This window comes from Candidatus Bathyarchaeota archaeon, assembly GCA_026014745.1.
In the GTDB taxonomy this organism is placed as follows: Archaea; Thermoproteota; Bathyarchaeia; order Bathyarchaeales; family Bathycorpusculaceae; genus Bathycorpusculum.
On the sequence record JAOZHS010000001.1, the window covers coordinates 256,877 to 279,675 of the forward strand.

Genomic DNA, 22,799 nt, shown 5'->3' on the forward strand with positions numbered 1-22,799 from the left:
AGGTGAAAAAATTTATGGATAAAATAAAATTTGCCATACCCAAAGGTTCTCTAGAAAAAGCAACAGCAGAATTCTTCTCTAAATCAGGCTTCAAAATCGGCGCCTCAGATCGCACTTACCGACCAACCATCAACGACCCCCAAATCGAGATGAAAGTGCTACGCCCCCAGGAAATCCCCGTATTTGTTAATGAAGGCCTTCAAGACTTAGGCATCACAGGCGAAGACTGGGTGAAAGAAAACCGCGCCGACGTAGAAATCCTTCAAAACCTCGAGTACGGAAAAATCCGCCTCGTAATCGCCGTTCCCAAAGACGTTCCCCAAAATAACATGAACGACTACATGGAGAACGTTTGGTCTCAAGGCCGCAACTTCCGCGTAAGCACAGAGTACCTCAACATCGCCAGTGAATACCTCAAAAGCCAACCCAACTACAAGAAACGTTTCGGCGACGCTGAACCCATGATTGTAACGCCGTGGTGGAGAAAAGGCGATAACGCAAAAGCAAAAATCTTCCTCAGCTTCGGCGCAACGGAAGCTAAGCCGCCGGAAAACAGCGACTGCATCATGGATGTAACCGAAACAGGCACAACCATCGAAGCCAACAATCTCAAAATAATCGACACCGTCCTGAGATCCAGCGCCATCCTAATCGCTAACAAAAAAACGCTGGAAGACCCTGAGAAACGCGAAAAAATCTACGACATAGTCGCTTTGCTCAAGGGTGTAGTTGATGGGCAGAAAAGAATCCATATATTTGTTAACGTCAAAAAAGCAGACCTCCAAACTTTGCTCACCGAGTTGCCCGCGTTAAAGAACCCAACCATCGCGCCTTTGGCAGATGACAGTTGGGTCAGCGTTAACACTGTTATTGAGAAGGACTGCTTAATCGAGTTGTTGCCCAAAATCAGAAAAATCGCCCAGGGTCTAGTCGTGTATGAGCCTCGGCAGGTTCTGGCGCTTGATGAGATTGCACGGAGAAGCGAATGTCAATGCTGCAAGGACCAACCTTAGCAGTCTGGAACACAGAAACATTACCCCCAGACTGGTTTAAACGGCAAAAAACAGACGAAAAAGCAGCGCAAGCAGTCGAAGACACTGTCCGCGCCATCATAACACAGGTCCGCTCAGAGGGCGATGAGGCACTCATTGGGTTTGCAGCCAAATTTGACAAAGCAACCCTCACCCCCCAAACCCTCCGCGCATCCACAGAAGAAATCAAAGACGCCTACCAAAAAGTCAGCCCCCAACAAGTCGTCGCCATAGAATTCATGAAGCAACGTGTCGAAACCTACCAAAAACAGCAACTAACCCCCCCAACCCAAACCAACATCGACGGCATCAAAATCCAAACAGAACTCCGCCCACTGGAAAGTGTCGGATGCTACGTTCCCGGCGGACAAGCCGCGTATCCAAGCACCGTAGTCATGACCGCGGTTCCAGCAAAAGTCGCAGGCGTGCCACGAATTGTGGTGTGCTCACCATCGGATTCCTCGGGCAACGTAAACCCCTTAGTGTTGGTTGCATCTGACATCTGCGGCGTGGACGAAGTCTACAAAGTAGGCGGCGCCCAAGCCATCGCTGCATTAGCCTATGGCACCCAGACCATAAAGCCCGTGCGCAAAATTGTCGGTCCCGGCAGCAAATACGTAACCGCCGCCAAAGTCCAAGTCTCAACCGACGTCGCCATCGACATGCCTGCTGGTCCCAGTGAAGTCTTAATCGTAGCCGACGACTCAGCCGATGCAAGGCTAGTGGCGTATGATATGATTTCGCAGGCGGAACATGGAACCGACAGCGTCGCCGGATTAATCACAACATCGGTGGCGTTTGCCCAGTCGGTTCAGAAAAACCTCGCTGAACTCACTGCGTCTGCGGAGCGAAGCGAGAAAATCCGTGAATCCCTCAGCAAATACGGTTTTATAATAACCTGTAGTAGCGAGGAGGATATGGTGCGTTTAGCTAACCAGTTCGCGGCTGAACACTTAGAAGTCATGACCCAAAACGCTGCCGCCTTAGCTGATAAACTCGTCGCTGGCCTAATCTTGATTGGCTCCTACAGCCCCGTTCCTTTAAGCGATTACGCGAGTGGAACCAACCATGTGCTTCCCACAGGAGCTTTTGCCCAATCCTTCTCGGCTCTATCCGTCTTTGACTTCACGCGCCGCGTCAGCATAGTTGAAGCCTCCAAGGATGGGCTGGATAAAGTTCGGGCAAACGTAAAAATCCTCACCGACACCGAGAACCTTCCTAATCACTACAAAGCCATAAACGCGAGGTTCCAAAAATGAGCGAAGCCTACCAAAAGTGGATAGCGCAGAAAATCGCTAAACTGCAAGCCATCGACTGCTACTCGGCAGGTGCTACACCTGAAACGTTAGCGAAGCAAATCGGCGTGGACCAATCCAAAATCGTCAAACTCAACTTCAACGAGAACCTCTTCGTCGACCGCACCAAGCAAATCCCGCTGATTAAGGAGTTGGCTGACGAAATCGATTTGCGTATGTACCCCGAGGATGAAGTGCCCAAGCTCCAAGAGAAACTCACAGGCTACATGGGCGTCCCCAAAGAGTACATAGTAATCGGCAATGCAGGCGACGAACTACTGGACCGTATGATACGTCTCTTTGTCGAAAAGGGCGATGTTGCCCTCTCATTTGCGCCGTCATTTGCGATTCCGCGGCTCTGCGTCAAACGCCAAGAAGGCGAATATGTCACGGTTCCGCTGAAAAGCGACTTCCAACTCGACGTGCCCGAATTGCTTGCCAAGTTTTCTGACAAAACCCGCCTACTTTACCTCTGCTCACCAAACAACCCGACAGCTAACCAGATGAACCCCAAAGACATCGAAACCCTCGCCATAGCCTTCCCCGGCATAGTCATCTTAGATGAAGCCTACGGCGAATTTGCCGACTATTCCTTTGTGCCCCGCATTCGCGAGTTCCCCAACATGATTATTCTGCGGACCTTCTCCAAAGCTTTCGGATTGGCTATGCTGCGCCTCGGCTATGCTGTTGCGAATCCTGAACTCGCCAAAATCCTCACCGAAAAAGCCCCCCTCCCCTATCCTGTGAGTGGCTTCACCATTCGCATGGGGATTAAAATGCTTGAGAACATGGAAATTATGCGGACCGCGGTTGCGGCGTTGAAGGCTGAGCGGGGAAAACTCATAAAAGCCCTCAACCAAATAGAGGGCGTAGAAGCCTTTGATTCTCAGGCTGACTTCATCTTGATGAACACGGCAAAACCCGCTGACGAAGTTTACAAGAAGCTGATGGCACGGGGGATTATGCTCAAGAAATGGGGCAAACTCCTCCAGTACGATAACTGCTTCCGTGTCACTGTTGGGTTGCCAGAAATGAACCAGAAACTAATCGAGGAATTAAAACAGATTCAGAGTGATTGATATGCGAAGTGAAGAGGTTTACCGTAAAACCAAAGAAACCGAAGTAAAAGTCTCCGTGAACCTAGACGGCGAAGGCAAAGCCAACATAAACACCACTGTGCCGTTTCTAGACCACATGCTAACCTCACTGGCTACACACAGCCTAATCGACATAACCGCATCGGTCAAAGGCGATTTAGTGCACCACATGGTCGAAGACATAGCGCTTGGCTTAGGCGAAGCCTTAAACAAAGCACTGGGCACCCGCGAAGGAATCGTCCGCTTCGGCAGCGCCGCCGTCCCCATGGACTGCTCACTCGCCATCGCCGCCATCGACCTCGTCAAACGCCCCTACTTCAAACTTGACCTCAAACTCCGCGGACGAAAAGTCGAAGAAATGCCCACAGAAGACATCGTACACTTCTACGAGTCCCTAACCCAAACGCTGCAAGCTAACATCCACATATTCGTCGAATACGGCAGCAACGACCACCACAAAGCCGAAGCCGCCACCAAAGCCCTCGCATTATCGCTCAGGCAAGCCATCGCCATGGATCCCCGACGTAAAGGCGTACCCAGTAGCAAAGGAGTTATCTAAATGCCCAATGCAGTCATATTCGACTATGGCGTAGGCAACCTGCTAAGCCTCAAAACTGCCCTAGATAAAGCAGGTTTTGATGCATCTGTTGGAACCACCGCGGCTGAATTAGCAAAAGCCGACGCCATCGCCCTGCCTGGTGTAGGCAGCTTCACCGCAGCCTCCGGCAAACTCGACGCTGTTAAAGAAACCCTGCAGACCAAAGTCTTAGAGGGCACGCCGCTTCTGGGAATCTGTCTGGGGTTGCAGTTGTTCTTTGAAACCAGCGAGGAAGGACCCGGCACAGGCTTAGCCCTCTTCAAAGGACGATGCCTCCAATTACCCAGCACCGTTAAGGTTCCACACATGGGCTGGAACACACTTGACCTCAAGGCGCAAAACGAACTTTTTGATGGCATCGCCGAGAACACCTACGTTTATTTCGTTCACTCCCTCTACCCCCAACCCACAGACTCAAGCATAGTCTGCACAACCACCACCTACGGCACAACCTTTACCTCCTCGGTCTGTAGCAAAAACATCTTTGGCACCCAATTTCACCCCGAAAAATCAGGCGACGTCGGATTACGAATCCTCAAAAACTTCGCCAAAACCGTAACAAAGTGAAATGATGCCTATGCAACTTATTCCAGCAATTGATTTAATGGGCGGCAAAATCGTCCGCTTAACCCGCGGCAAAGCAGAAACCGCCAAATGTTACGAAGACCAATTCGGCACTCCCTTGGAAGCCGCACAGCGTTGGCGTGACGAAGGCGCAGGCAAACTCCACATCATCGACTTAGACGCAGCTTTCGGAATCGGAGACAACCGCGCGGTCATCGCTGAAATCGCAAAAAACATCTCGCTGCCCATTCAAGTCGGAGGCGGCATCCGCAGCTACGAAGCAGCCGAAAAACTCCTCAAAGTAGGCATTGCCCAAGTCATATTGGGCTCCCTTGCTCACAGCGACCCCGCCGTTATTGGAAAAATCCAGAAACGTTTCGGTTACGACTCAGCCATTGTTGCATTAGATAATCGCGAGGGGCAAATCATGATTGAAGGCTGGCAAACCAAAACTGCAATGACCGTGGATGATGCCCTCCAAAAATACACTGAAATGGGCGTTGAAACCTTTCTTATAACTTCCATAGCGCAGGATGGCATGCTGAACGGCCCCGATTTGCAGACGCTAAGTACAGCTACCGAAAACCCCAAAATCAAAATCATCGCGGCAGGCGGCATCGGTACCATCGGCGATTTAGCTGCACTCAGAGAAATCAATGTCGATGGCGCTGTCATCGGGAAAGCTCTATATGAGGGACGCTTCACCCTAAAGGAAGCCATAACAAAACTAGGAGCCTAAAACTGTGCCATTAGCAAAACGCATCGTACCCTGTCTTGATGTAGATCACGGAAAAGTCGTCAAATGCATCAACTTTCTCAACCCCAAATGCGCAGGCGACCCCGTTGAGATGGCTAAACGTTACAGTGACGAAGGCGCCGACGAACTCGTCTTCCTCGACATCACCGCTTCACACGAAAAACGCGACATCATGCGCCGATACGTAGAAGGCGTCGCCAAAGCCATAAGCATCCCCTTCACCGTCGGCGGAGGCATCCGAAGCGTCTCAGACGCCCGAAACGTCTTGTGCAGCGGAGCAGACAAAGTCTCCGTCAACACCGCCGCAGTTGAAAACCCAAAACTAATCACCGAATTAGCCGACGTGTTCGGGCGCCAATGCGTGGTCTGCGCTATAGACGCCAAACGCAACCGAACCCCCACGGAAGGCAAAATCATGGTAGACACCAAAGAGGGCAAACTTTGGTTTGAAGTGGTAACGTATGGCGGCAGAAAACCCACAGGCATCGACGCTATATCTTGGGCTTTGGAAGCGCAGCGTCTGGGTGCAGGTGAATTCTTGGTCACTTCCATGGACTGCGACGGAACCAAAGACGGCTACGACATCGAACTCACCAAAGCCATCAGCGAACGCGTCAACGTGCCTGTCATCGCAAGCGGCGGCGCAGGCGAACCCAAACACCTCCTTGACGTATTCGTAGAAGGCAAAGCCGACGCGGCACTTGCTGCCTCGATTTTCCACTACAACCAATACCCTGTTCCTGTCGTGAAGGATTACTTGCGCAAGATGGGGGTGACTATTCGAACATGACCACCAACCCAACTGAACTGCTTGAGAAGTTGGACTTCAAAAAAGGCGGCGGACTCATCCCCGTCATAGTCCAAGACGCCAAAACCAAAGCCATCCTAATGCAAGCCTTCGCCAACAAAGACGCCGTCGAACACACCCTAAAAACCAAAAAAGCCACCTACTGGAGCCGCAGCAGAAACGAACTCTGGGTCAAAGGCGAAACCAGCGGACACACGCAGAAAGTCATCTCTGTAAGCACAGACTGCGACTACGACTCACTACTCTACGTAGTTGAGCAAACTGGCCCCGCATGCCACACCGGCGAATACAGCTGCTTCTACAACAAACTCCTCTAACTTGCCTTCAAGGCAAACCCCTCTTCTATTCTTTTAGCCTTCTCTTAGGCAGTTAGCTTTTGTAGTCATGCTTTTAAACAAAAATCGTCTTCTATTCTTTGTGTGTTGCTATGTCTTTGCATGAAGCCATGCTCTACGAACGTCAACCAGAAGGCAAAGTCAAATGTTGCCTCTGCGCCCGACGCTGCCTAATCAGCGACGGAGCCACTGGATTTTGTTTGGTAAGAAAAAACGAGGGCGGCACCCTGTTTGCACTTAACTATGGCAAAGCCGTTTCCGCATGTGTAGACCCTATCGGCAAAAAACCCCTAAGTCACTTCAATCCCGGAGCGCTGGTTATGTCTATAGCCGCGGCGGGCTGTAACTTCCGATGCCAATTCTGCGACAACTGGATGATAAGCCAAGACCACGAAGCCCCCGGCAACCCCTTCCCACCCGAAGAAGTGGTCAAAGCCGCCAAAAACGCATGGTGCCAAGGAATCAGCTACACCTACACCGAACCCACCGTCTTTATGGAATACGCCTACGACACCGCCAAACTCGCACATGAAGCCGGTCTCTTCAACACTTTTGTTACCAATGGTTACATGACGCCTGAAGCCGTCAAAACCATCGCGCCCTACCTTGATGCGGCAACCGTGGATTTCAAAGGCGGCGCCGACCCTGACTTCTACCGCTCCGTAATGTCTGTGCCCAGCGTGGAACCAATCTATGAAACACTAAAAGAACTCAAACTTCAAGGCGTACACATAGAAATCACAAACCTCGTAGTCCCAAAAATGGGCGATTCCTTGGATCGCATCCGCGAGATGGCTAAATGGATACGCGACAACATCGGCGTCGACACGCCTTTTCATCTTTTGCGTTTTCATCCTGACTACAAATTAACCACAACCCCCGCAACCAGCGTACAGGAAATGGAGCAAGCCTACCTCACCGCCCGAAACCAAGGTCTACACTACGTCTACATCGGCAACGTCCCCGGACACCCCGGCGAGAACACCATTTGCCCCAACTGCGACACCCCAGTCATCAAACGAGACGCCTTTGACATCACTCAGTGGAACCTCACCGACGACATGCACTGCCCCGTCTGCGGACACCTCATCCCCATAAAAGGCAAACTCTACGAGAACATGCAACGCTTCCCCTACGCTCTCTTCTAACCTAAAAAACACGTACTTATTCAATTCCTTGGCAAAACGTTATAACTCCAATCATCCAACCTCTTGCAGGGTTGGCTATGAAACGAAATTTGCTCCTTGCCCTATTCTTAATCTCTATCATTGTTTGGGGTTTAGTCCTTTTTTCTGCTTTCAATCTTGATACCGTATCGGCAACTGCCGAGTTAAGCGGTATAATCAGCTCAGATGCTACTTGGACTCAAGCAAACAGCCCATATATCCTTACTGGAAATTTACTTGTAAAAAATGGCGTAACATTAACAATTCAATCGGGTGTGCTTGTTAATTTGAACACATATTATATGATGGTTAACGGTACATTACAAGTATTAGGAACCGCCGGCAATCTTACAACTTTTGACGATGGGGAAATAATATTTACTCAATACAGCACTAATTGGAACCAATCCACAAATACTGGTTGCATAATTCAAGACGCGTATGTCAACTCAAGTGTTACTGTTGAAGGTTCTGCTCCATACCTTATTAATAATACAATAACCCGAGGCATTAAAGTTGACAGTGGTGAACCAACAATCTCAAACAACACTATTACCTCTCAAGGAATTTTTTTAGGTTTGGGTAATGAAAATGCATCTGTCTCAAACAATGTAATTTCGGGGTGTTCCGTTGGAATCCAAGTTTACGTCAATGATTTTTGTAGCGCAACAATCTCAGGAAACCTAATTGTAAATAACACTATAGGACTTGTTTCTACTTGCTTTTTCCCGCCTAGATCGGCGCCTACTGAAATTCAAAACAACACTATCACTAATAACACAATAGGAATTGTAACTACCACAAGTTTTTTCGAAAGTTATTGTCAAATTCTAAATAACAATATTTTTGACAACACCGATTACAACTTTAAGAACGAGCTACCGATTCATGTTAATACACCCTATAATTGGTGGGGAACCACAGATATACAAGGAGTAAATCAAAAAATTTATGATTATAACGAAGATTATAACTTGGGCATTGTGGCTTACAGCCCTTTATTAATTTCACCTAATATTAACGCTCCTACGTATGTTTTAACCTCAGCTACTGTTGGTGGCTACATTTCTTCAAGTGGAATTAATCGTCTCAATTATGGCGACAGCCAAACCTTCACCATTACCCCTGACAGTGGCTATCACGTTGCTGATGTGTTTGTTAATGGGTCGTCTGTTGGTGCAGTGTCGTCTTATACTGTCCAAGATGTTGGTGGTGTTACGACGGTTTCAGCGACTTTTGTTGCTGACTCAACGCCTACGCCTACGGCTGCTCCGACTTCCCAATCATCTTCAAATTCAAACTCCAACTCTAACCCCACTGCTGCTCCCACAAAAACTCCCTCTCCAACACCTGTGCCAACGGCCGCTATCCCTGAATTCTCCACAATAACCCTCGTCGGCGCCCTGCTGATTGCGGTTACCGTAGTAATGTTATTCTATAGACGACGCACCTAAACAGACCAGAATGACCAAGTACTGCGCGTTGGCGGTTTCGACCAGTTACTGGAAACCCAACAGCCCCTACCTCGACGAGATAGTTGGGGCTCTGAAGGGCAAAATAGTAGACGGCGACTTTGTGGTGGTTTCTGAAAAGGCGCTGTCGACCGCATTGGGTAATATTGTTGATGAAAGCACTGTGGTTCCAAGCGGGAACTCCAAGTTTGTTGGGGGAGTTTGGATGCGGTTTGCTTGGGGCTACGGCTTGGGCGTGCTCTGCGGTTTTGGGCAACGCCTACTGGTACGCCTCCGCAATTACCCTCCCGAATTAGGCAGCCGCCACAAGCAACTGGCTTTGGAACAAGCGGGGCTGTTGCAGGCGCTCATGTTCGGGTCCGAAAGCGGCATCGATGGCTCCAACTTGGCTTACTCCTTCGTGAGTTTGCCGCTAAAAAATGCTGACGAATTAGCAAAACAGATTCAACGTGAAATACGTCGGCGACTGGGCAAACTGGTTTGCGTTATCATAGCTGACACTGACAAAACCTATCGGTTCCACAACTTTTATTTCACCCCTCGACCTAACCCCCTAAAAGGAATCTATTCATCGGGTGGCGTGGTGCCCTTTGTGGTTGGACGCGTTTTAGGATTAAAACGTAGTTCAACGCCACTAGCAGTTGCAGGTGCAAACCTCTCCGCGGGTACCGCTCTAACCATAACTAACATCGCTGACCGCGCTCGGGGTCCAGGGTCTGGCGCGACCGTTTGGGACATGGCTGCACGGTTCCATGTATCTGCCGATGCAGTTAGCTGGAATATGCTGTCCACAGTTAAGCATAAACCCATAGTCATCATCCGAAAAAAGCCTACTCAATAGTCTAAATAGCTTCAAAAACAGTTTAGCCCGAACATAAAATGCCCTTTCGGAGGATAACAAATAAAAATAAGACTTAACAGCACTTAGCGGAAATGGGATTCATATGGAAGAGTCACTACAAAGATTAGACGCGTTCTTCAACCCCAAATCAGTAGCAGTCGTCGGTGCCACAAAAAAGGTCGACAAAGCAGGACACGTTATCTTCAAAAACATGGCCACAAACAAGCAACGTGGCGTCTTCAAAGCGGACTTGTACCCAGTTAACCCCGGCGAAGACTCTATTTTAGGTTTAAAATGTTACAAAACCCTAAGTGACGTTCCAAGCGAGTTAGATTTAGTTGTTGTTATTGTTCCCTCAAAGGCTGTGCCCTCGGTTTTAGAGGAAGCAGCTAAAAAACACACAAAAACCGCCGTTATCATTAGTGCTGGTTTCAAAGAAGTCGGCAACAAGGACCTTGAGGACCAAGTTGTCGCCGCAGCCAAGAAAGGTAACATCCGATTATTAGGTCCCAACTGTTTAGGTATCTATTATTCAAAGACTGGTGTTGACACTTTATTCCTTCCCGAAACAAAGGTTCTGAGCACAGGTGAAGACGTCATCGCTACACCCCGCCCAATGCCTGGTAACATTGCCATGATAACTCAGAGCGGCGCTTTCGGTTGTGCTGCATTGGACTATTTGACTGGTCGCCAGATGGGTGTTAGCAAATTCGTTAGTTTTGGTAACAAATGTGATGTCTCCGAAGCCGACATCCTTCATTATCTTCTCTACGATGACGAAACCGATGTTATCCTTGCTTACCTTGAGGACGTTAAAGACGGAAAAGACTTCATCAAGATAGCAAAGAAAGTCACCGCAAAGAAACCTGTTGTCGTGATGAAATCAGGCCGTAGCAATGCTGGTGCACGGGCAGCAAGTTCACACACAGGCGCCATTGCTGGTTCAGACAAAGTTTACGACGCTGTTTTTGAACAAACAGGCATCATCCGCGCCTATAATATGGAAGAATTTTTCGCGGTAGGTAAAGCCTTAGCAATGCAGCCCCCTGCGTTAGGCATAAACATCGGCATACTTACCGACGCCGGCGGACCTGGAGTCATGTGTGTTGACGAACTCGAAACATTGGGTTTAACCGTTAACCACTTTGCCCCTGAAACCGACAAAAAATTCGACGAACTCAAAGAGAATAACCAGATTCTAAAAATCGCTGCCACACACAACCCCGTTGACTTAACAGGCTCAGTCACCGATGACCAATTCACTGTTTCTGCTGAACTTATGTTCCAAGACGCAGAAATCGACGGCATCATCCTGCTAGGCTTACATCACATGCCCGGCTTACGAGAAAAATACATCGAAGACATCGCCAAAGTATCCGCCAAATACAGTAAACCCATCGTTATGTGCGACATCGGCGAAACCGAAATGGCCCTCTATACCCGCAGCCGCTTTGACCGTCTCAGCGTTCCATCCTTTGAGTCTCCAGAAGATGCAGCACACGCCATGAAAGCACTCGTCAAATACGGTCTACACCTCAAAAAGCTTGGCGTCGCAGACACCTACATTGCAGCTCATAAACGTGTAGCAAAAAACATCATCCATTAAACGATAACCGCGACAGTTACCTCTTTTCCATCACCCAACTTTAGTTGCTCACGCAAATAAGTGGGCGCAATTATTTCTAAAACATCCGCAGGGTAATTTGGAACCTTAGGAACAACAACCGCACATTCTAACCCCTCAATAAGTGCGCGGTAGAGTACACCTAAAAAGTAGCCTTCTGCTGGCTCAACCAAAATCCCCTCACTTTTTTCTAGTTTATTTCTTTTTTGTGTGCTTTGGGAGGTTAAACGTATGTTTAGGGTGCCTGGGTAGGGTAAAAAACCCAGATTAGCCGCAATTTGCCTGTTTACCCATGGCAACTCGATAAACCTTTTTCCCTGTCCTGAACCTGAAAAGACGGTGCCAACGAAGCTGAGGGTGGGCAACCTTGATTTTCACGCTATTGGTCTTTGAGCCACTGCGCAACTGATTTGAGAATGGAGTCTGCGGAGATGTCGACGACTGGGACAATCATTTTTTCTTTGGTTTCGATGATTTGTGTGTATTTAGGCATCGGTGCGTATCCTACATATGTCCAGTATACTTTGCGTTTTTCGAGCAGTTCTTTGGCGATTATTGTGTTTGATGCGGTGAGGGGGAAATAGAGAAACACGACGCCGTCTGCCCAGTAGAGCCCTGCTAGTTTTCCACCGGCTATAACCGAGGTGAATCGTGCAATTTCTTCTGGGCTGTTGAATCTGGTTTTTTCCATGACTACGATTTCTTTAAAGGGTTCATAACTAACAGAAACACTCATGCCTTATTCACCGATTGATAGGTTATGTGTCGGCAGCCCCCTTTTAATTTTACCTATAAACGTACACGGCTTTAGACGATTGGAGTTTCGTGCTTCATCAACTGCCGGCGCTTTTTTGTGGGGTATTTTCCGTTTTTGCCCCTTTGTACAGAAATTTTTCCGCTTACGGCAAAGGTAAATAATAAGGTATCATAAACATAACATCAACTCTCTTGGGTGAATTTGGTGAAGGGCAAATCTGCAATCCTGTCGGCAGCGGTTTTAGCTCTGCTCGCTACTTCGGCTCTTGCTCTGCCTTACGCTTTGGTTTCTGCCCAGACCGGCAGCTACAGCATAGACAGCGTGGATCACCAAATTCATGTTCTTTATTCTGGTCACGTGGTTGTCTCCGACACAATCCATATTTCGGGACAGATACCGAGCGAGTTTCTAATTGGGTTGCCCTATCAGTATAGCGCTAATGTGCTTGAAGCAGTCGCCTACGATGACAATCACGTATACGAGATGGATTTAGGCGTGCAACTTGGAGAATATAGCGGCTTCTATGGGGCGCAAGTTAACTTTCAAGGGTCCTATCCCAGTACCTTTACTGTATCTTTCACCTTATCCAACCAGCTTATCACTGAGACAACATCTGGTCTTGTGCTAGATTTCCCCGCTTACCCCGTCTTAACCCAACCTGTTGGGACCTGCAACGTTCATGTGGTCTTCCCAAGTACCCCCCTTAGCATCTCAATTGCTAAAGATGATGGTGCAGTCAAAGCGGCTAATTACCAAAAAACCAGCTTGCCCGCATATACTTATGCGATTGGTTTGGCGAGTTTTCAAGTGCCGCTGGGTTCAATGCAGATAATGACGATTAGCGACTTAACTCGAACGGTAAATGTTGATTCAGCCGGAAATGTCGCTGTCTCCGACAAATATGTCATCGTTAACAACTCAACTAATCCTCTTTACTCTTTTGCGTTTAACGTGCCCCCAGACGCTACTAATATACTAATTACAGACAACGCTGGTCAAACTCTGCCAGCACTTGTGGGCGACTCAGCAAACGCTAACACCAAACTGGCGAATGCAACCCTGTTGTCTTTTGTCGCCCAAGACGAACTAACCCTTTTAACCGTCCAATACAACTTGCCCAGCGTAACTATGCAGGGCTCGCAATATGTCCTTGATGATTTTATGCTGTTTCCTCAACTCTTCTATTACGTGAACCATGCCTCAGTTGTATTTAATCCTCCGGAAGGGGCAACCATCATCAGTCCCCAATCAGGCAGCCTTGACACATCTTCCACGCTTTCCCGCAACCTCTTCCAAGACACCTTCACCATAACCCGTCAAGGCGTAAGCCCCGTGGATTCGAGCGTACCTCAAGAAAATATGCTCCAATTTGCATACACCTACAATGCGGTGTGGGCTTCCCTGCAACCTACCTTTTGGGCTTTCTTGTTGGCTGCAGTTGGTTGCGTTGCCATGTTTGCTGTTAATAAACACCTGCCCGCTGGCTTTGGGCAAAGCCTGCGCTTTTCCAGAAGGGCAAAGACAAAAACAAGATTCCCGATAACCTCAACCCCGATCGATGAAGTGGAGGAAGAGGAACCTGAAGTTGCCATTGAAGTCGGACCTGACGAGCGCGTAACTGCTGAGTTGATTAATAACTTCATGGATGTGTATGATGACCGAAAGCATTTGAGTGCTGAGCTTAAGGCTTTGGATTCGAAGGCTTCGAAAGGCAAGATTCAAAGACGGCAATACAAGGTGCAACGGCGAGCTGTGGAAAGCAAAATTAAATCTGCTGTCCGTAACTCCGAGCGTACGAAGGCTATTATGCGGCAATCAAGCAGCGTCTATGCTGACATCGCTAAGCAGCTTGATGCGGCAGAGGCAGATTTAGCTGAGACAGAAGGTAACATCCGTAACCTCGATATACGCTACAGCAATGGCGAGTTGCCCCTAGACTACTATAAAAAGACCCTTTTGGACTACCAGAAACGTAGAGAAAGAGCTGAATCAAATATAAACGGAATTTTGCTACGTTTACGTGAAAAAATCGGGTCAGTCACCTAAACACTTTTATTTTACGCAGGGGCTTTTCAAAGAAATATTGCAGCGAGGTAAGACAAAATGGTAAAAATTGTTGTCGATGCCAAATGTACTGGATGCGAAACTTGTGTCAACACTTGTCCTGTCGGTGTTTATGAAATGAAAGACGGCAAGTCAGTGCCCACAAAAGCAAGCGAATGCTTAGTTTGCAGGGCCTGCGAGGCACAATGTCCTGAAGGTGCAATTCAGGTAATCGAGTAAATCAAAAATATCCTTTGCTCTCTCTTCTGAGAGAGATTCCCTTTTTAGCCTAAACATTTTTTAGCAATTAACTGTGTGGCGTCGCGGTTTTTGTCTGCCTAAAAACCTTAAAATTGAGACTGGTTAGTCTTCTTCTATGTTTAGTAGGAACTCGATTATTAGGGCTAGTTGTTCTGCGGTGACGCGGTCAAGTTTTTCGTTTTCTTCTGCATCGATGACTGGGATTTCGGAGTACATACTTTCACTTATTGCCTGTTTGTGCTATAACAATTATGTTGGCTGGGACTTCGAAGTTCGAAGAAGCCCTGTCTCGCCATTTGGGAGTTTTTACATTTATGTGTAAATTTAGGGACACTGTATAGATTTAGTTATGCTGCTGATTTATTGTGTTATGTTAAACGGGTCCATTTTAGTCAAATTTTTGCCGCTTAAATAAAGAAAAAGTTATATGCCAAAACCTCATTTAGCCTCATTCATGCCCGACAAAGTTCACTGTGCCCACATCCTAGTCAAAACCGAAACCGAAGCCAAAGCAGTAAAAGCCCGCCTCGACAAAGGCGAAAAATTCGGCGCAATCGCCCAACAAGTCTCCCTGTGCCCCTCCGGCAAAAAAGGCGGCGACCTCGGCACCTTCACCCGAGGAAAAATGGTCAAAGAATTCGAAAAAGCTGCCTTTGAACTCGAGAAAGGGCAAACATCGGGTCCAGTCAAGACCAAGTTTGGGTACCACATCATAAAACGAGTCGAATAGTTTCCGTCTTTTTGGCGCCTCCGACATTTGCGCGGGAATCCGACATTCTTATTTTGTGGTTGTTTTTGGTCTTGGATGCCACTAAAGTGACCTACCCCCTATAGGTTTCTGCATAGAGTTTCTAATAGGCTCCAAATAGGTTGTGGGGTGGTTTATTTTTTGACGGTTTTGTTGAATAAAGATATATCTTTAAAAGAAATACTTATATCGTTTAAAACCCCAAGAATATAACAACAACACCCAAGGCATGACTATGACCCAACCCCAAACAAAAAAAATAGTACTCAACATCGGCGGCATGAGCTGCATCAATTGTGCACGCACCATCGAAAAACAACTCAACAAACTAAACGGCGTCACCCACGCCACAGTCAACCTTGCCGCAGAAAAAGCCATCATCGAATACAACCCCACCCTTGTTGACCAAAAAGCCATCGAAGCCGCTGTCATCGAAGCCGGTTATCAGGTCATACACGAGAAAGTCAGCCTACAAGTAGGCGGCATGAGCTGCATCAACTGCGCCAAAACCATAGAAAAAGTGCTCAACCCCCGCGAAGGCATCTACCACGCCGTAGTCAACTTCGCCGCCGAACGCGTCATAGTCGAATACAACCCTGAACAAATCAGCCTTCCAGCCATAAAAAAAGCCATCCGAGACGTCGGCTACGAAGTCATCGAGCAGAAAGCAGCCGCCGAAGACGCAGAAGCCAAAGCACGCAAACGCCATATCCGACGCCTAAAAATCCTTTTAGCCGCAAGCATCCTGCTCACCATCCCCATAATGGCTCTGATGTGGCTTTCACCGTTGCCTATGGAACAGACTAACATCTTGATGTTTCTGCTTGCCACCCCTGTCCAATTCGTGGTAGGCTGGACCTTCTATGTCGGCGCCTACAAGGGGCTGCGGAACAAAACCGCCAACATGGACACCCTAATCGCCATGGGCACCTCAGCAGCATACATCTACAGTACTGTCGTCACCTTCTTACCCAGTATGTTTCCTGGTGCTGCCGTTTTCTTTGATACGGCAACGATGATAATGACTTTCATCTTAATCGGCAAATTACTCGACGCCATCGCCAAAGGCCGAACCTCAGAAGCCATACGCAAAATAATGGGGCTCCAAGCCAAAACCGCACGCATCATCCGCGACAACATCGAACAGGAAGTTCCCGTCGAAGAAGTCCAAGTCGGCGACATAGTGGTTGTGCGGCCAGGCGAAAAAATTCCCGTCGACGGACAAGTCACTGAAGGATACTCAGCGGTTGATGAAAAAGTCATCACAGGCGAAAGCATTCCAGTGGAGAAACGGGTCGGCGACGCCGTTGTCGGCGCTACCATAAACAAGACTGGTGTCCTCAAGTTTCAAGCCACTAAAGTCGGCAAAGACACGGTGCTTGCTCAAATTATCAACCTCGTTGAAGATGCCCTGACCAGCAAAGCCCCCGTGCAACGCGTAGCCGACATAGCCGCAGGCTACTTCGTGCCCACCATAATAACAGTTGCCACCGTCTCGGCGTTGGTCTGGTACTTCCTGTTGGGTGCCACCTTCAATTTCGCATTAACAGTGTTCATAGCTGTGCTGATCGTTGCTTGTCCCTGTGCGTTGGGGTTGGCGACTCCGACAGCCATCATGGTTGGTGTCGGAAAAGGCGCCGAAAACGGCATCCTGATCAAAAGCGGTGAAGCACTAGAAACCGTCCATAAACTCAAAGCCATAGTCTTTGACAAGACCGGAACCCTCACAAAAGGCGAACCCGAAGTCACCGACATCATAGCACTAAACAGACCCAGCAAAGCTTTGTCTCAAGAGGCGCTTTTGGGATTAGCCGCTATGGCGGAGAAAAACTCTGAACATCCCCTAGGTGAAGCCATAGTTAAAGCCGCCGAGAACCGCGGAATATCTGTTGAGTGGCCTGATGACTTCAACGCTCTCCCTGGTTATGGCGTGGAAATCCAAACCAAAGGTGTAAGGGTGCTTTTGGGCAACCGTAAACTCATGGAAACCAACAACATCGCCATCTCCGAAGTTGAAGCCCAAATGGCTGCACTCGAAGGGGCAGGTAAAACCGCAATGCTGCTCGCCGTGGACAAAGAACTCTCAGGGATAATCGCTGTTGCCGACACCCTAAAGGAACACTCCACCGACGCCGTAAAAACCCTCAAGGCGATGGGGCTTGAAGTCATCATGATAACTGGCGACAACCAGCGAACCGCCCAAGCCATCGCCAGCCAAGTCGGTGTAGACCGTGTGTTTGCTGAGGTGTTGCCCAGTGAAAAAGCCAACGAAATCAAACAGCTCCAAGCCGAAGGCAAAGTCGTCGCCATGGTCGGAGACGGAATTAATGATGCTCCCGCGTTGGCGCAGGCAAACATCGGCATAGCCGTGGGCAGCGGAACCGACGTAGCCGTCGAAACCGGAGACATTGTGCTCATCAAAAACGACCTACGCGACGTCGTAGTAGCCATCCAACTCAGCCAAGCCACCATGCGTAAAATACGACAGAACCTGTTCTGGGCATTCTTCTACAACATCCTCCTCATTCCCCTCGCCGCAGGAGTCTTCTATCCTGTGCTGCATGTGCTCTTTGACCCCGTTTACGCTGCGGCTGCTATGGCAAGTAGTTCAGTCACCGTGGTGACGAACGCGTCGCTTCTGAGGCGGTTTAAACCAAAACTCTAAGTAATACCAAAACAATGGTTGAGGAGGTGAATTGTTTATGGCTAAAGATTTAGTATGCAACATGGACGTTAACGAGAAAACTGCAAAGTGGAAATCAATCTACAAAGGCAAAACCTACTTTTTCTGTGCTCCAGGATGCAAAAAATCCTTCGACGCAGAACCCGAACTCTACATAAACGCTGAAATCTCAGAGGACCAGCACCACCAGCATCATCACCACCACGAAGGCGAAGACACCAAGAGCTGCGGATGCGGCTGCGGACACCACCACTAAGCAACATCCAAACACCCCTTTTTAATTTTTCAAGTTTTAAGTGACCCCAAAAGGACTTGCTCCGCAAAAAGGGTCTCGTTGAAGGCTCCCACGAACTCTTCTTTATCGTTAATTACCACTTTGGGTACGCCGATGACGTTGTATTTTATGGCTAAGGCGGGGAATTCGTTGGCTTCGATAACGTCGGCTCTGATGTTGTCGCATTCGATGGCGAGTTTATGTGCGGTGACTGCTGCAGAGGGGCAATGAGGGCAGGTTAGAGTGACGAAGACTTGGATGTGCACTGGCGTTTTTATGTCCACCAGTATCTGTTTGGTTTTGTCGGATATGTCGGTTTTGCCCCTTGACACGTTGAGAACCGCCTCGATGAGGGTTTGGAGTTCGTATCCGTATGGGATGCCGTAGATGCGTACGCCGTAGTCTTTTTTGCCAATTATGGCTAGGGCGGGGATTTTGTCAACTCCGTATTCTTTGGCTTTGGCAGCATCCGACACAAAATCATGCACTTCCAGCGTTACAATGTCGCTTAGGGCGGCGAGTTCTTGGGCGAGTTTTTTGGTGTCGCTACAATAGCGGCATTCAAACTCTTGGGTAAACATGACAAGCTTAACTGGGTCGACTAGTTGGGTTTGGAACTCTTTTTTGAGTAATTCTTTTTTGTCATCTGGAAGTAAACTCATAGACGTGGGCTCCACAAAATTGCATGCTACTCTCATGTTACCTAACTTGCTTGAGTCATATAACTTTGCGGTTTAGGCCCTGCTGCAACAAAACTCAAATACTGCGCTGGGGAACCCTTTCTAGTTAACGTTTTGGAGCAATTTGTATGGTAAAAGTTACGCTTAAAGACGGAATAAACTGGGTCGGCGTAGTTGACTGGAACATAAAGGACTTCCATGACTACGTAACCCGACGTGGATCAAGCTACAACGCCTACTTAGTGCAAGACGAAAAAACCGCGTTAGTCGACACCGTAAAAGCAGCTTTCTGCAACGAACTCATCGAACACATAACCGAATTAACCAGCCTAGAAAAAATTGACTACATCATAGTAAACCATGTAGAAATGGACCACTCAAGCAGTCTGCCTATCATCGCTAAACTCGCCAAAAACGCCAAAATCTTCGCCACAGCCCGCGGAAAAGAAGAACTCATCAAACATTACGGCAAAGAATTCGAACGTATTGAAACCGTAAAATCAGGCGACAAAATAAGCCTCGGCAAGAAAACACTTACTTTCCTTGAGGCTCCGATGCTGCATTGGCCTGACAGCATGTTCACCTACCTAATTGAAGATAAAATCCTGATGCCCAACGACGCTTTTGGTCAGCACCTTGCGAGTTCAGGACGCTTTGATGACGAAGTGGACCAGAACATCCTCATGGAAGAAGCTATCACCTACTACTCAAACATCCTCACGCCTTTTGCACCCTTGATTGTTAAGAAAATCGAGGAAGTCGTTGCCATGAAGTTACCCATCGACATGATAGCTCCTAGCCACGGCATAATTTGGCGCAAGGACCCCATGAAAATCGTAAACGCCTACTTGGATTGGAGCACTGGCAAGAGTGTTAAACAGAAAATAGTTATCGTTTTCGACACTATGTGGGATAGCACCAACAAGATGGCGCGTGCAATCGAGGACGGCATAGCAAGTCAAGGCGTCGAAACCAAACTCTTTAAGCTACGCACAAGAGAAAACACAGATATAGTCACCGAAATAACCGACGCAAAAGTAGTTCTTGTCGGTTCACCCACCCTCAACAACGGCATGTTCCCTACAGTTGGCATGTTTATGACCTACATTACGGGTTTGAAGCCTAAAGGTAAACTCTGGGGATTCTTCGGCTCGTTTGGCTGGGGCGGCGGGGCTGTTCGCGGCATGGTCAGGATGGCTAAGGAAGCAGGCTTCGAAGTCATCGAACCCAGTGTCGAGTTAAAGTGGGTTCCAACCGAGGAAGAACTCAAAAAATGTTTTGACTTCGGCGTGCAAATCGCCCAAAAAGTCAAAGCCTAATCTTTCTTTTCTTTTTGTTTAAGCCTAGACGCTGGATTTTGGGTTTAAAAAAATAAAAATTGTTAGGCTTAAACTGCCTACTCGATTTTTTTGAAGGACGCCTTTGGAGCGCCGCAGACTGGGCACCTGTCTGGTGCTTCACCTACGAAGGTGTCTCCACAGATTGGGCACACGTAGATGTCTGCTTTTGGCATGTCTTTTTTGGCGTTTACGCTTTCAGCGGCTTTTTTGTAGAGTTCAGCGTGTACTTGCTCTACTTTGTTGGCGGAGTCAAAGCTTTGGAGGGCGGCTTTGTTGCCTTCAGCTTTGGCTGCTTCGATGAATTCGGGGTACATCTTAGTGAATTCGTAGGTTTCGCCTGTAACTGCAGCGTTGAGGTTTTCTGCGGTTGTTTTCACTTTGCCCATCACACGGAGATGGTTGAGTGCGTGGATGGTTTCTGCTTCTGCTGCTGCTTTGAAGAGTTTAGCAACTTGTGGGAAGCCTTCCTTTTCTGCGGCTTTGGCGAATGCAAGGTATGTGCGGTTTGCTTGTGATTCGCCAGCGAAGGCAGCTTTTAGGTTTTCATCAGTTTTGGCCATAAATAATCACTAAGAGATGAATAGCTACACGAAGTTATAAGGAATTAGCTGCCGACCACTAAACTGGCAATGTTAGGCTCAACAGCAATTTTAGAGCTGACAAGGCGGTGGCTGCTGTACCTCTCTGAGATCTGCCCCTCTTATTTATCAGTGGAACATTTTTTTGTTTTATCTCTTTGTGTGGTTGTTGCGGTTTACGGGATGCCACAAGATAACAGTAGGGTGCAATTGCTTTTTGGGTTTGCAACGTTTTTTTGCCTCTGTTTGAGTGTGGCATAACCAGATTTTACCACACGCCCAACATAGAAGCATATTAAAAACCGCTGCCAAGTGGGTGTGGAAGCATGTATAAACTGACTTTTTTCTCACAAGAACCACACCACAACAGGGCACAAACAAATTTTTGATCTACTGTGAAAGCATGTAAAGCAGCAGACTGCTCGAAGCGCCAAACATGTCAGGGGTTGGACGCTAAAGCAAAGTATATTAGTGATTTTTGGCTTTGACACTTTTGATTTTTGGTGAAGAACATGGAGAAAGTAAAATCATTTACTCTACCCAAACTACCATACGACTACAACGCTCTGGCACCCTACATATCTGAAGAGCAACTAAAACTACATCACGACAAACACCACCAAGCATATGTAAACGGCGCCAACGCCGATTTCGAAAAACTTGACAAAGCACGCCAAGAAAACGCAGAAGCCGACATGAAAGCCCTGCTAAAAGACCTCTCCTTCAACGTTGGAGGACACCTTTTACACTCGATTTTCTGGGAAAACCTCGCTCCAGCAGGCAAAGGCGGCGGAGGTCAACCCGGCGGAGCAATAGCAGATGTCCTAAACAAAGAATTTGGCAGTTTCGAACGCTTCAAAAAAGAATTCTCAAAAGCCGCAGCAACAACTGAGGGTTCCGGTTGGGCTGCACTCGCAATGCATCCATGCATCGCAAGGCCACTTATCCTCCAGATTGAAAAACACAACGTCAACCTCTACCCAGGCTTCCAATTGCTCATGGTACTCGATGTTTGGGAACACGCCTACTATCTTGACTACAAAAACGAACGTCCCAAATTCGTAGATGCCTTCTGGAACATCGTGAACTGGGACCGCGTCAACAAAAACCTAAGCTTAGTAAAGTAACTCTCTTCTTTTCTTTATTTTTCCGACAGCTTCTTGAGCAAGTCATTTTGCCGTTTAGTCCACTCTGTAGTGATGCCTTTTTGAAGATACACTGAGAGGGCGGCGATGCTTTTAGTGGGGTCATTTCGCATGCTAATCGAGTAGAGGTGCACAAGTTTTGTTCCGACAGCCTCTTTGGTTATCTGCCCCTTAGTCAACATTAAAGCAAGATAAACCGCATCGTTTATCGAGCCGCCAGCCGCGACGATTCTGATTTTATCAAACTTCGCTAACCGCAGCAAACAAATCGTTAACAGTCGCTCCATGGTAGCAGCGCGGCTAACACTCACTGTTTGCTCCTCAATATTCTCCAGTGTTTTTTCTTCTTGAACCGCTGCGCCCGGATAATCCCAAATTGGTTTCTGTGAAAGATGTGCTAAAATGGCTGGTGCCTTGCCCAAAGTGGCGGATTCTATGTTGCCGATGCTTATGTCGTCGAGGTATACTTTAGCGATTTCAGTTGCCATGTTCATGGCTGAGCAAACCAAAAATATTCCGTCCCCGACACCCGCGACATTCACCTCGCCGGTTTGCATTATCTCGGCAAGTATCTGCTCAACTATGTCGGTGACTTTAAGCGAAGCATCTGCTGGACCAACAACTACCATTTTGCCCTTTAGCTCTTGACTCATAGCTAGCGCCTAGCAGTTATTGGCAGCCATTGAGCATATAATACTTGTT

At 48.0% G+C, this 22,799-nt stretch carries 23 protein-coding genes and 1 pseudogene; 19 read left to right on the forward strand and 5 right to left on the reverse strand.

The features are described 5' to 3' along the window. Positions 1-14: 14 nt before the first annotated feature. The 12 genes and pseudogenes from hisG (at position 15) to NWE92_01470 (ending at position 11,570) form a co-directional block, all read left to right on the forward strand. Positions 15-1,013: an ATP phosphoribosyltransferase gene (gene hisG / locus NWE92_01415; protein MCW4028291.1), complete on the forward strand. Its 999-nt coding sequence runs from the start codon at positions 15-17 to the stop codon at positions 1,011-1,013. Further along, a complete protein-coding gene (hisD, locus tag NWE92_01420; GenBank protein MCW4028292.1) occupies positions 986-2,290 on the forward strand; it encodes a histidinol dehydrogenase in 1,305 nt (434 codons plus the stop codon). The genes hisG and hisD overlap by 28 nt, the downstream gene beginning before the upstream one ends. After that, entirely contained in the window at positions 2,287-3,405 is a 1,119-nt protein-coding gene (gene hisC / locus NWE92_01425; GenBank protein ID MCW4028293.1) for a histidinol-phosphate transaminase, read from the forward strand. Before hisD ends, hisC begins: the two co-directional genes overlap by 4 nt. A gap of 1 nt (position 3,406) precedes the next feature. Continuing rightward, positions 3,407-3,982, forward strand: coding sequence for an imidazoleglycerol-phosphate dehydratase HisB (hisB, locus tag NWE92_01430; GenBank protein MCW4028294.1), 576 nt, complete (start codon positions 3,407-3,409; stop codon positions 3,980-3,982). Next, the gene (hisH, locus tag NWE92_01435; protein MCW4028295.1) at positions 3,983-4,588 is read left to right on the forward strand and encodes an imidazole glycerol phosphate synthase subunit HisH; all 606 of its coding nucleotides are present in this window, start codon (positions 3,983-3,985) and stop codon (positions 4,586-4,588) included. Between the two features lies 1 nt (position 4,589). Next, complete coding sequence (gene hisA / locus NWE92_01440; GenBank protein MCW4028296.1) at positions 4,590-5,324, forward strand: 1-(5-phosphoribosyl)-5-[(5-phosphoribosylamino)methylideneamino]imidazole-4-carboxamide isomerase; 735 nt, start codon at positions 4,590-4,592, stop codon at positions 5,322-5,324. 4 nt (positions 5,325-5,328) lie between these two features. After that, positions 5,329-6,132, forward strand: a complete 804-nt coding sequence (hisF, locus tag NWE92_01445; protein MCW4028297.1) for an imidazole glycerol phosphate synthase subunit HisF — start codon at positions 5,329-5,331, stop codon at positions 6,130-6,132. Beyond that, positions 6,129-6,464: pseudogene (gene hisI, locus NWE92_01450) on the forward strand (phosphoribosyl-AMP cyclohydrolase). The gene hisF and the pseudogene hisI overlap by 4 nt, the downstream one beginning before the upstream one ends. Positions 6,465-6,577: 113 nt before the next feature. Continuing rightward, positions 6,578-7,633 carry an AmmeMemoRadiSam system radical SAM enzyme gene (gene amrS / locus NWE92_01455; GenBank protein ID MCW4028298.1) on the forward strand — a complete coding sequence of 352 codons (1,056 nt, stop codon included), beginning with the start codon at positions 6,578-6,580 and terminating at the stop codon, positions 7,631-7,633. 71 nt (positions 7,634-7,704) lie between these two features. Next, entirely contained in the window at positions 7,705-9,105 is a 1,401-nt protein-coding gene (locus NWE92_01460) for a hypothetical protein (protein MCW4028299.1), read from the forward strand. Positions 9,106-9,115: 10 nt separating this feature from the next. Next, on the forward strand, positions 9,116-9,964 hold the full coding sequence (locus NWE92_01465; GenBank protein MCW4028300.1) for a coenzyme F420-0:L-glutamate ligase: 849 nt from the start codon (positions 9,116-9,118) through the stop codon (positions 9,962-9,964). Between the two features lie 103 nt (positions 9,965-10,067). Then, positions 10,068-11,570, forward strand: a complete 1,503-nt coding sequence (locus NWE92_01470; protein MCW4028301.1) for a CoA-binding protein — start codon at positions 10,068-10,070, stop codon at positions 11,568-11,570. Here the strand turns inward: NWE92_01470 and NWE92_01475 are convergent. Both NWE92_01475 and NWE92_01480 read right to left on the reverse strand, forming a co-directional pair. Continuing rightward, a complete protein-coding gene (locus tag NWE92_01475; protein MCW4028302.1) occupies positions 11,567-11,953 on the reverse strand; it encodes a CTP-dependent riboflavin kinase in 387 nt (128 codons plus the stop codon). The genes NWE92_01470 and NWE92_01475 overlap by 4 nt on opposite strands. Before the next feature lie 14 nt (positions 11,954-11,967). Continuing rightward, the gene (locus tag NWE92_01480) at positions 11,968-12,324 is read right to left on the reverse strand and encodes a hypothetical protein (GenBank protein MCW4028303.1); all 357 of its coding nucleotides are present in this window, start codon (positions 12,322-12,324) and stop codon (positions 11,968-11,970) included. Between the two features lie 225 nt (positions 12,325-12,549). Between NWE92_01480 and NWE92_01485 the strand changes: the two genes are divergently transcribed. From NWE92_01485 to NWE92_01505, 5 genes are all read left to right on the forward strand, one after another. After that, on the forward strand, positions 12,550-14,391 hold the full coding sequence (locus NWE92_01485; GenBank protein MCW4028304.1) for a hypothetical protein: 1,842 nt from the start codon (positions 12,550-12,552) through the stop codon (positions 14,389-14,391). 57 nt (positions 14,392-14,448) lie between these two features. Further along, positions 14,449-14,628, forward strand: coding sequence for a 4Fe-4S binding protein (locus NWE92_01490; GenBank protein MCW4028305.1), 180 nt, complete (start codon positions 14,449-14,451; stop codon positions 14,626-14,628). 475 nt (positions 14,629-15,103) lie between these two features. Continuing rightward, complete coding sequence (locus tag NWE92_01495) at positions 15,104-15,379, forward strand: peptidylprolyl isomerase (protein MCW4028306.1); 276 nt, start codon at positions 15,104-15,106, stop codon at positions 15,377-15,379. 247 nt (positions 15,380-15,626) lie between these two features. Then, positions 15,627-18,062, forward strand: a complete 2,436-nt coding sequence (locus NWE92_01500; GenBank protein ID MCW4028307.1) for a heavy metal translocating P-type ATPase — start codon at positions 15,627-15,629, stop codon at positions 18,060-18,062. Between the two features lie 37 nt (positions 18,063-18,099). Continuing rightward, the gene (locus NWE92_01505) at positions 18,100-18,336 is read left to right on the forward strand and encodes a YHS domain-containing protein (protein MCW4028308.1); all 237 of its coding nucleotides are present in this window, start codon (positions 18,100-18,102) and stop codon (positions 18,334-18,336) included. A 29-nt stretch (positions 18,337-18,365) separates the two neighbouring features. On the opposite strand, the gene NWE92_01510 is transcribed toward NWE92_01505, so the two are convergent. Continuing rightward, positions 18,366-19,016, reverse strand: a complete 651-nt coding sequence (locus tag NWE92_01510; GenBank protein MCW4028309.1) for a thioredoxin family protein — start codon at positions 19,014-19,016, stop codon at positions 18,366-18,368. Positions 19,017-19,162: 146 nt separating this feature from the next. Between NWE92_01510 and NWE92_01515 the strand changes: the two genes are divergently transcribed. Continuing rightward, positions 19,163-20,353: a flavodoxin domain-containing protein gene (locus tag NWE92_01515; GenBank protein MCW4028310.1), complete on the forward strand. Its 1,191-nt coding sequence runs from the start codon at positions 19,163-19,165 to the stop codon at positions 20,351-20,353. Positions 20,354-20,430: 77 nt separating this feature from the next. On the opposite strand, the gene NWE92_01520 is transcribed toward NWE92_01515, so the two are convergent. Next, on the reverse strand, positions 20,431-20,934 hold the full coding sequence (locus tag NWE92_01520) for a rubrerythrin family protein (protein MCW4028311.1): 504 nt from the start codon (positions 20,932-20,934) through the stop codon (positions 20,431-20,433). Positions 20,935-21,464: 530 nt separating this feature from the next. Between NWE92_01520 and NWE92_01525 the strand changes: the two genes are divergently transcribed. Further along, a complete protein-coding gene (locus NWE92_01525) occupies positions 21,465-22,079 on the forward strand; it encodes a superoxide dismutase (GenBank protein ID MCW4028312.1) in 615 nt (204 codons plus the stop codon). Positions 22,080-22,093: 14 nt separating this feature from the next. Here the strand turns inward: NWE92_01525 and NWE92_01530 are convergent, their stop codons facing one another. Beyond that, complete coding sequence (locus NWE92_01530; protein ID MCW4028313.1) at positions 22,094-22,750, reverse strand: hypothetical protein; 657 nt, start codon at positions 22,748-22,750, stop codon at positions 22,094-22,096. Positions 22,751-22,799 lie beyond the last annotated feature (49 nt).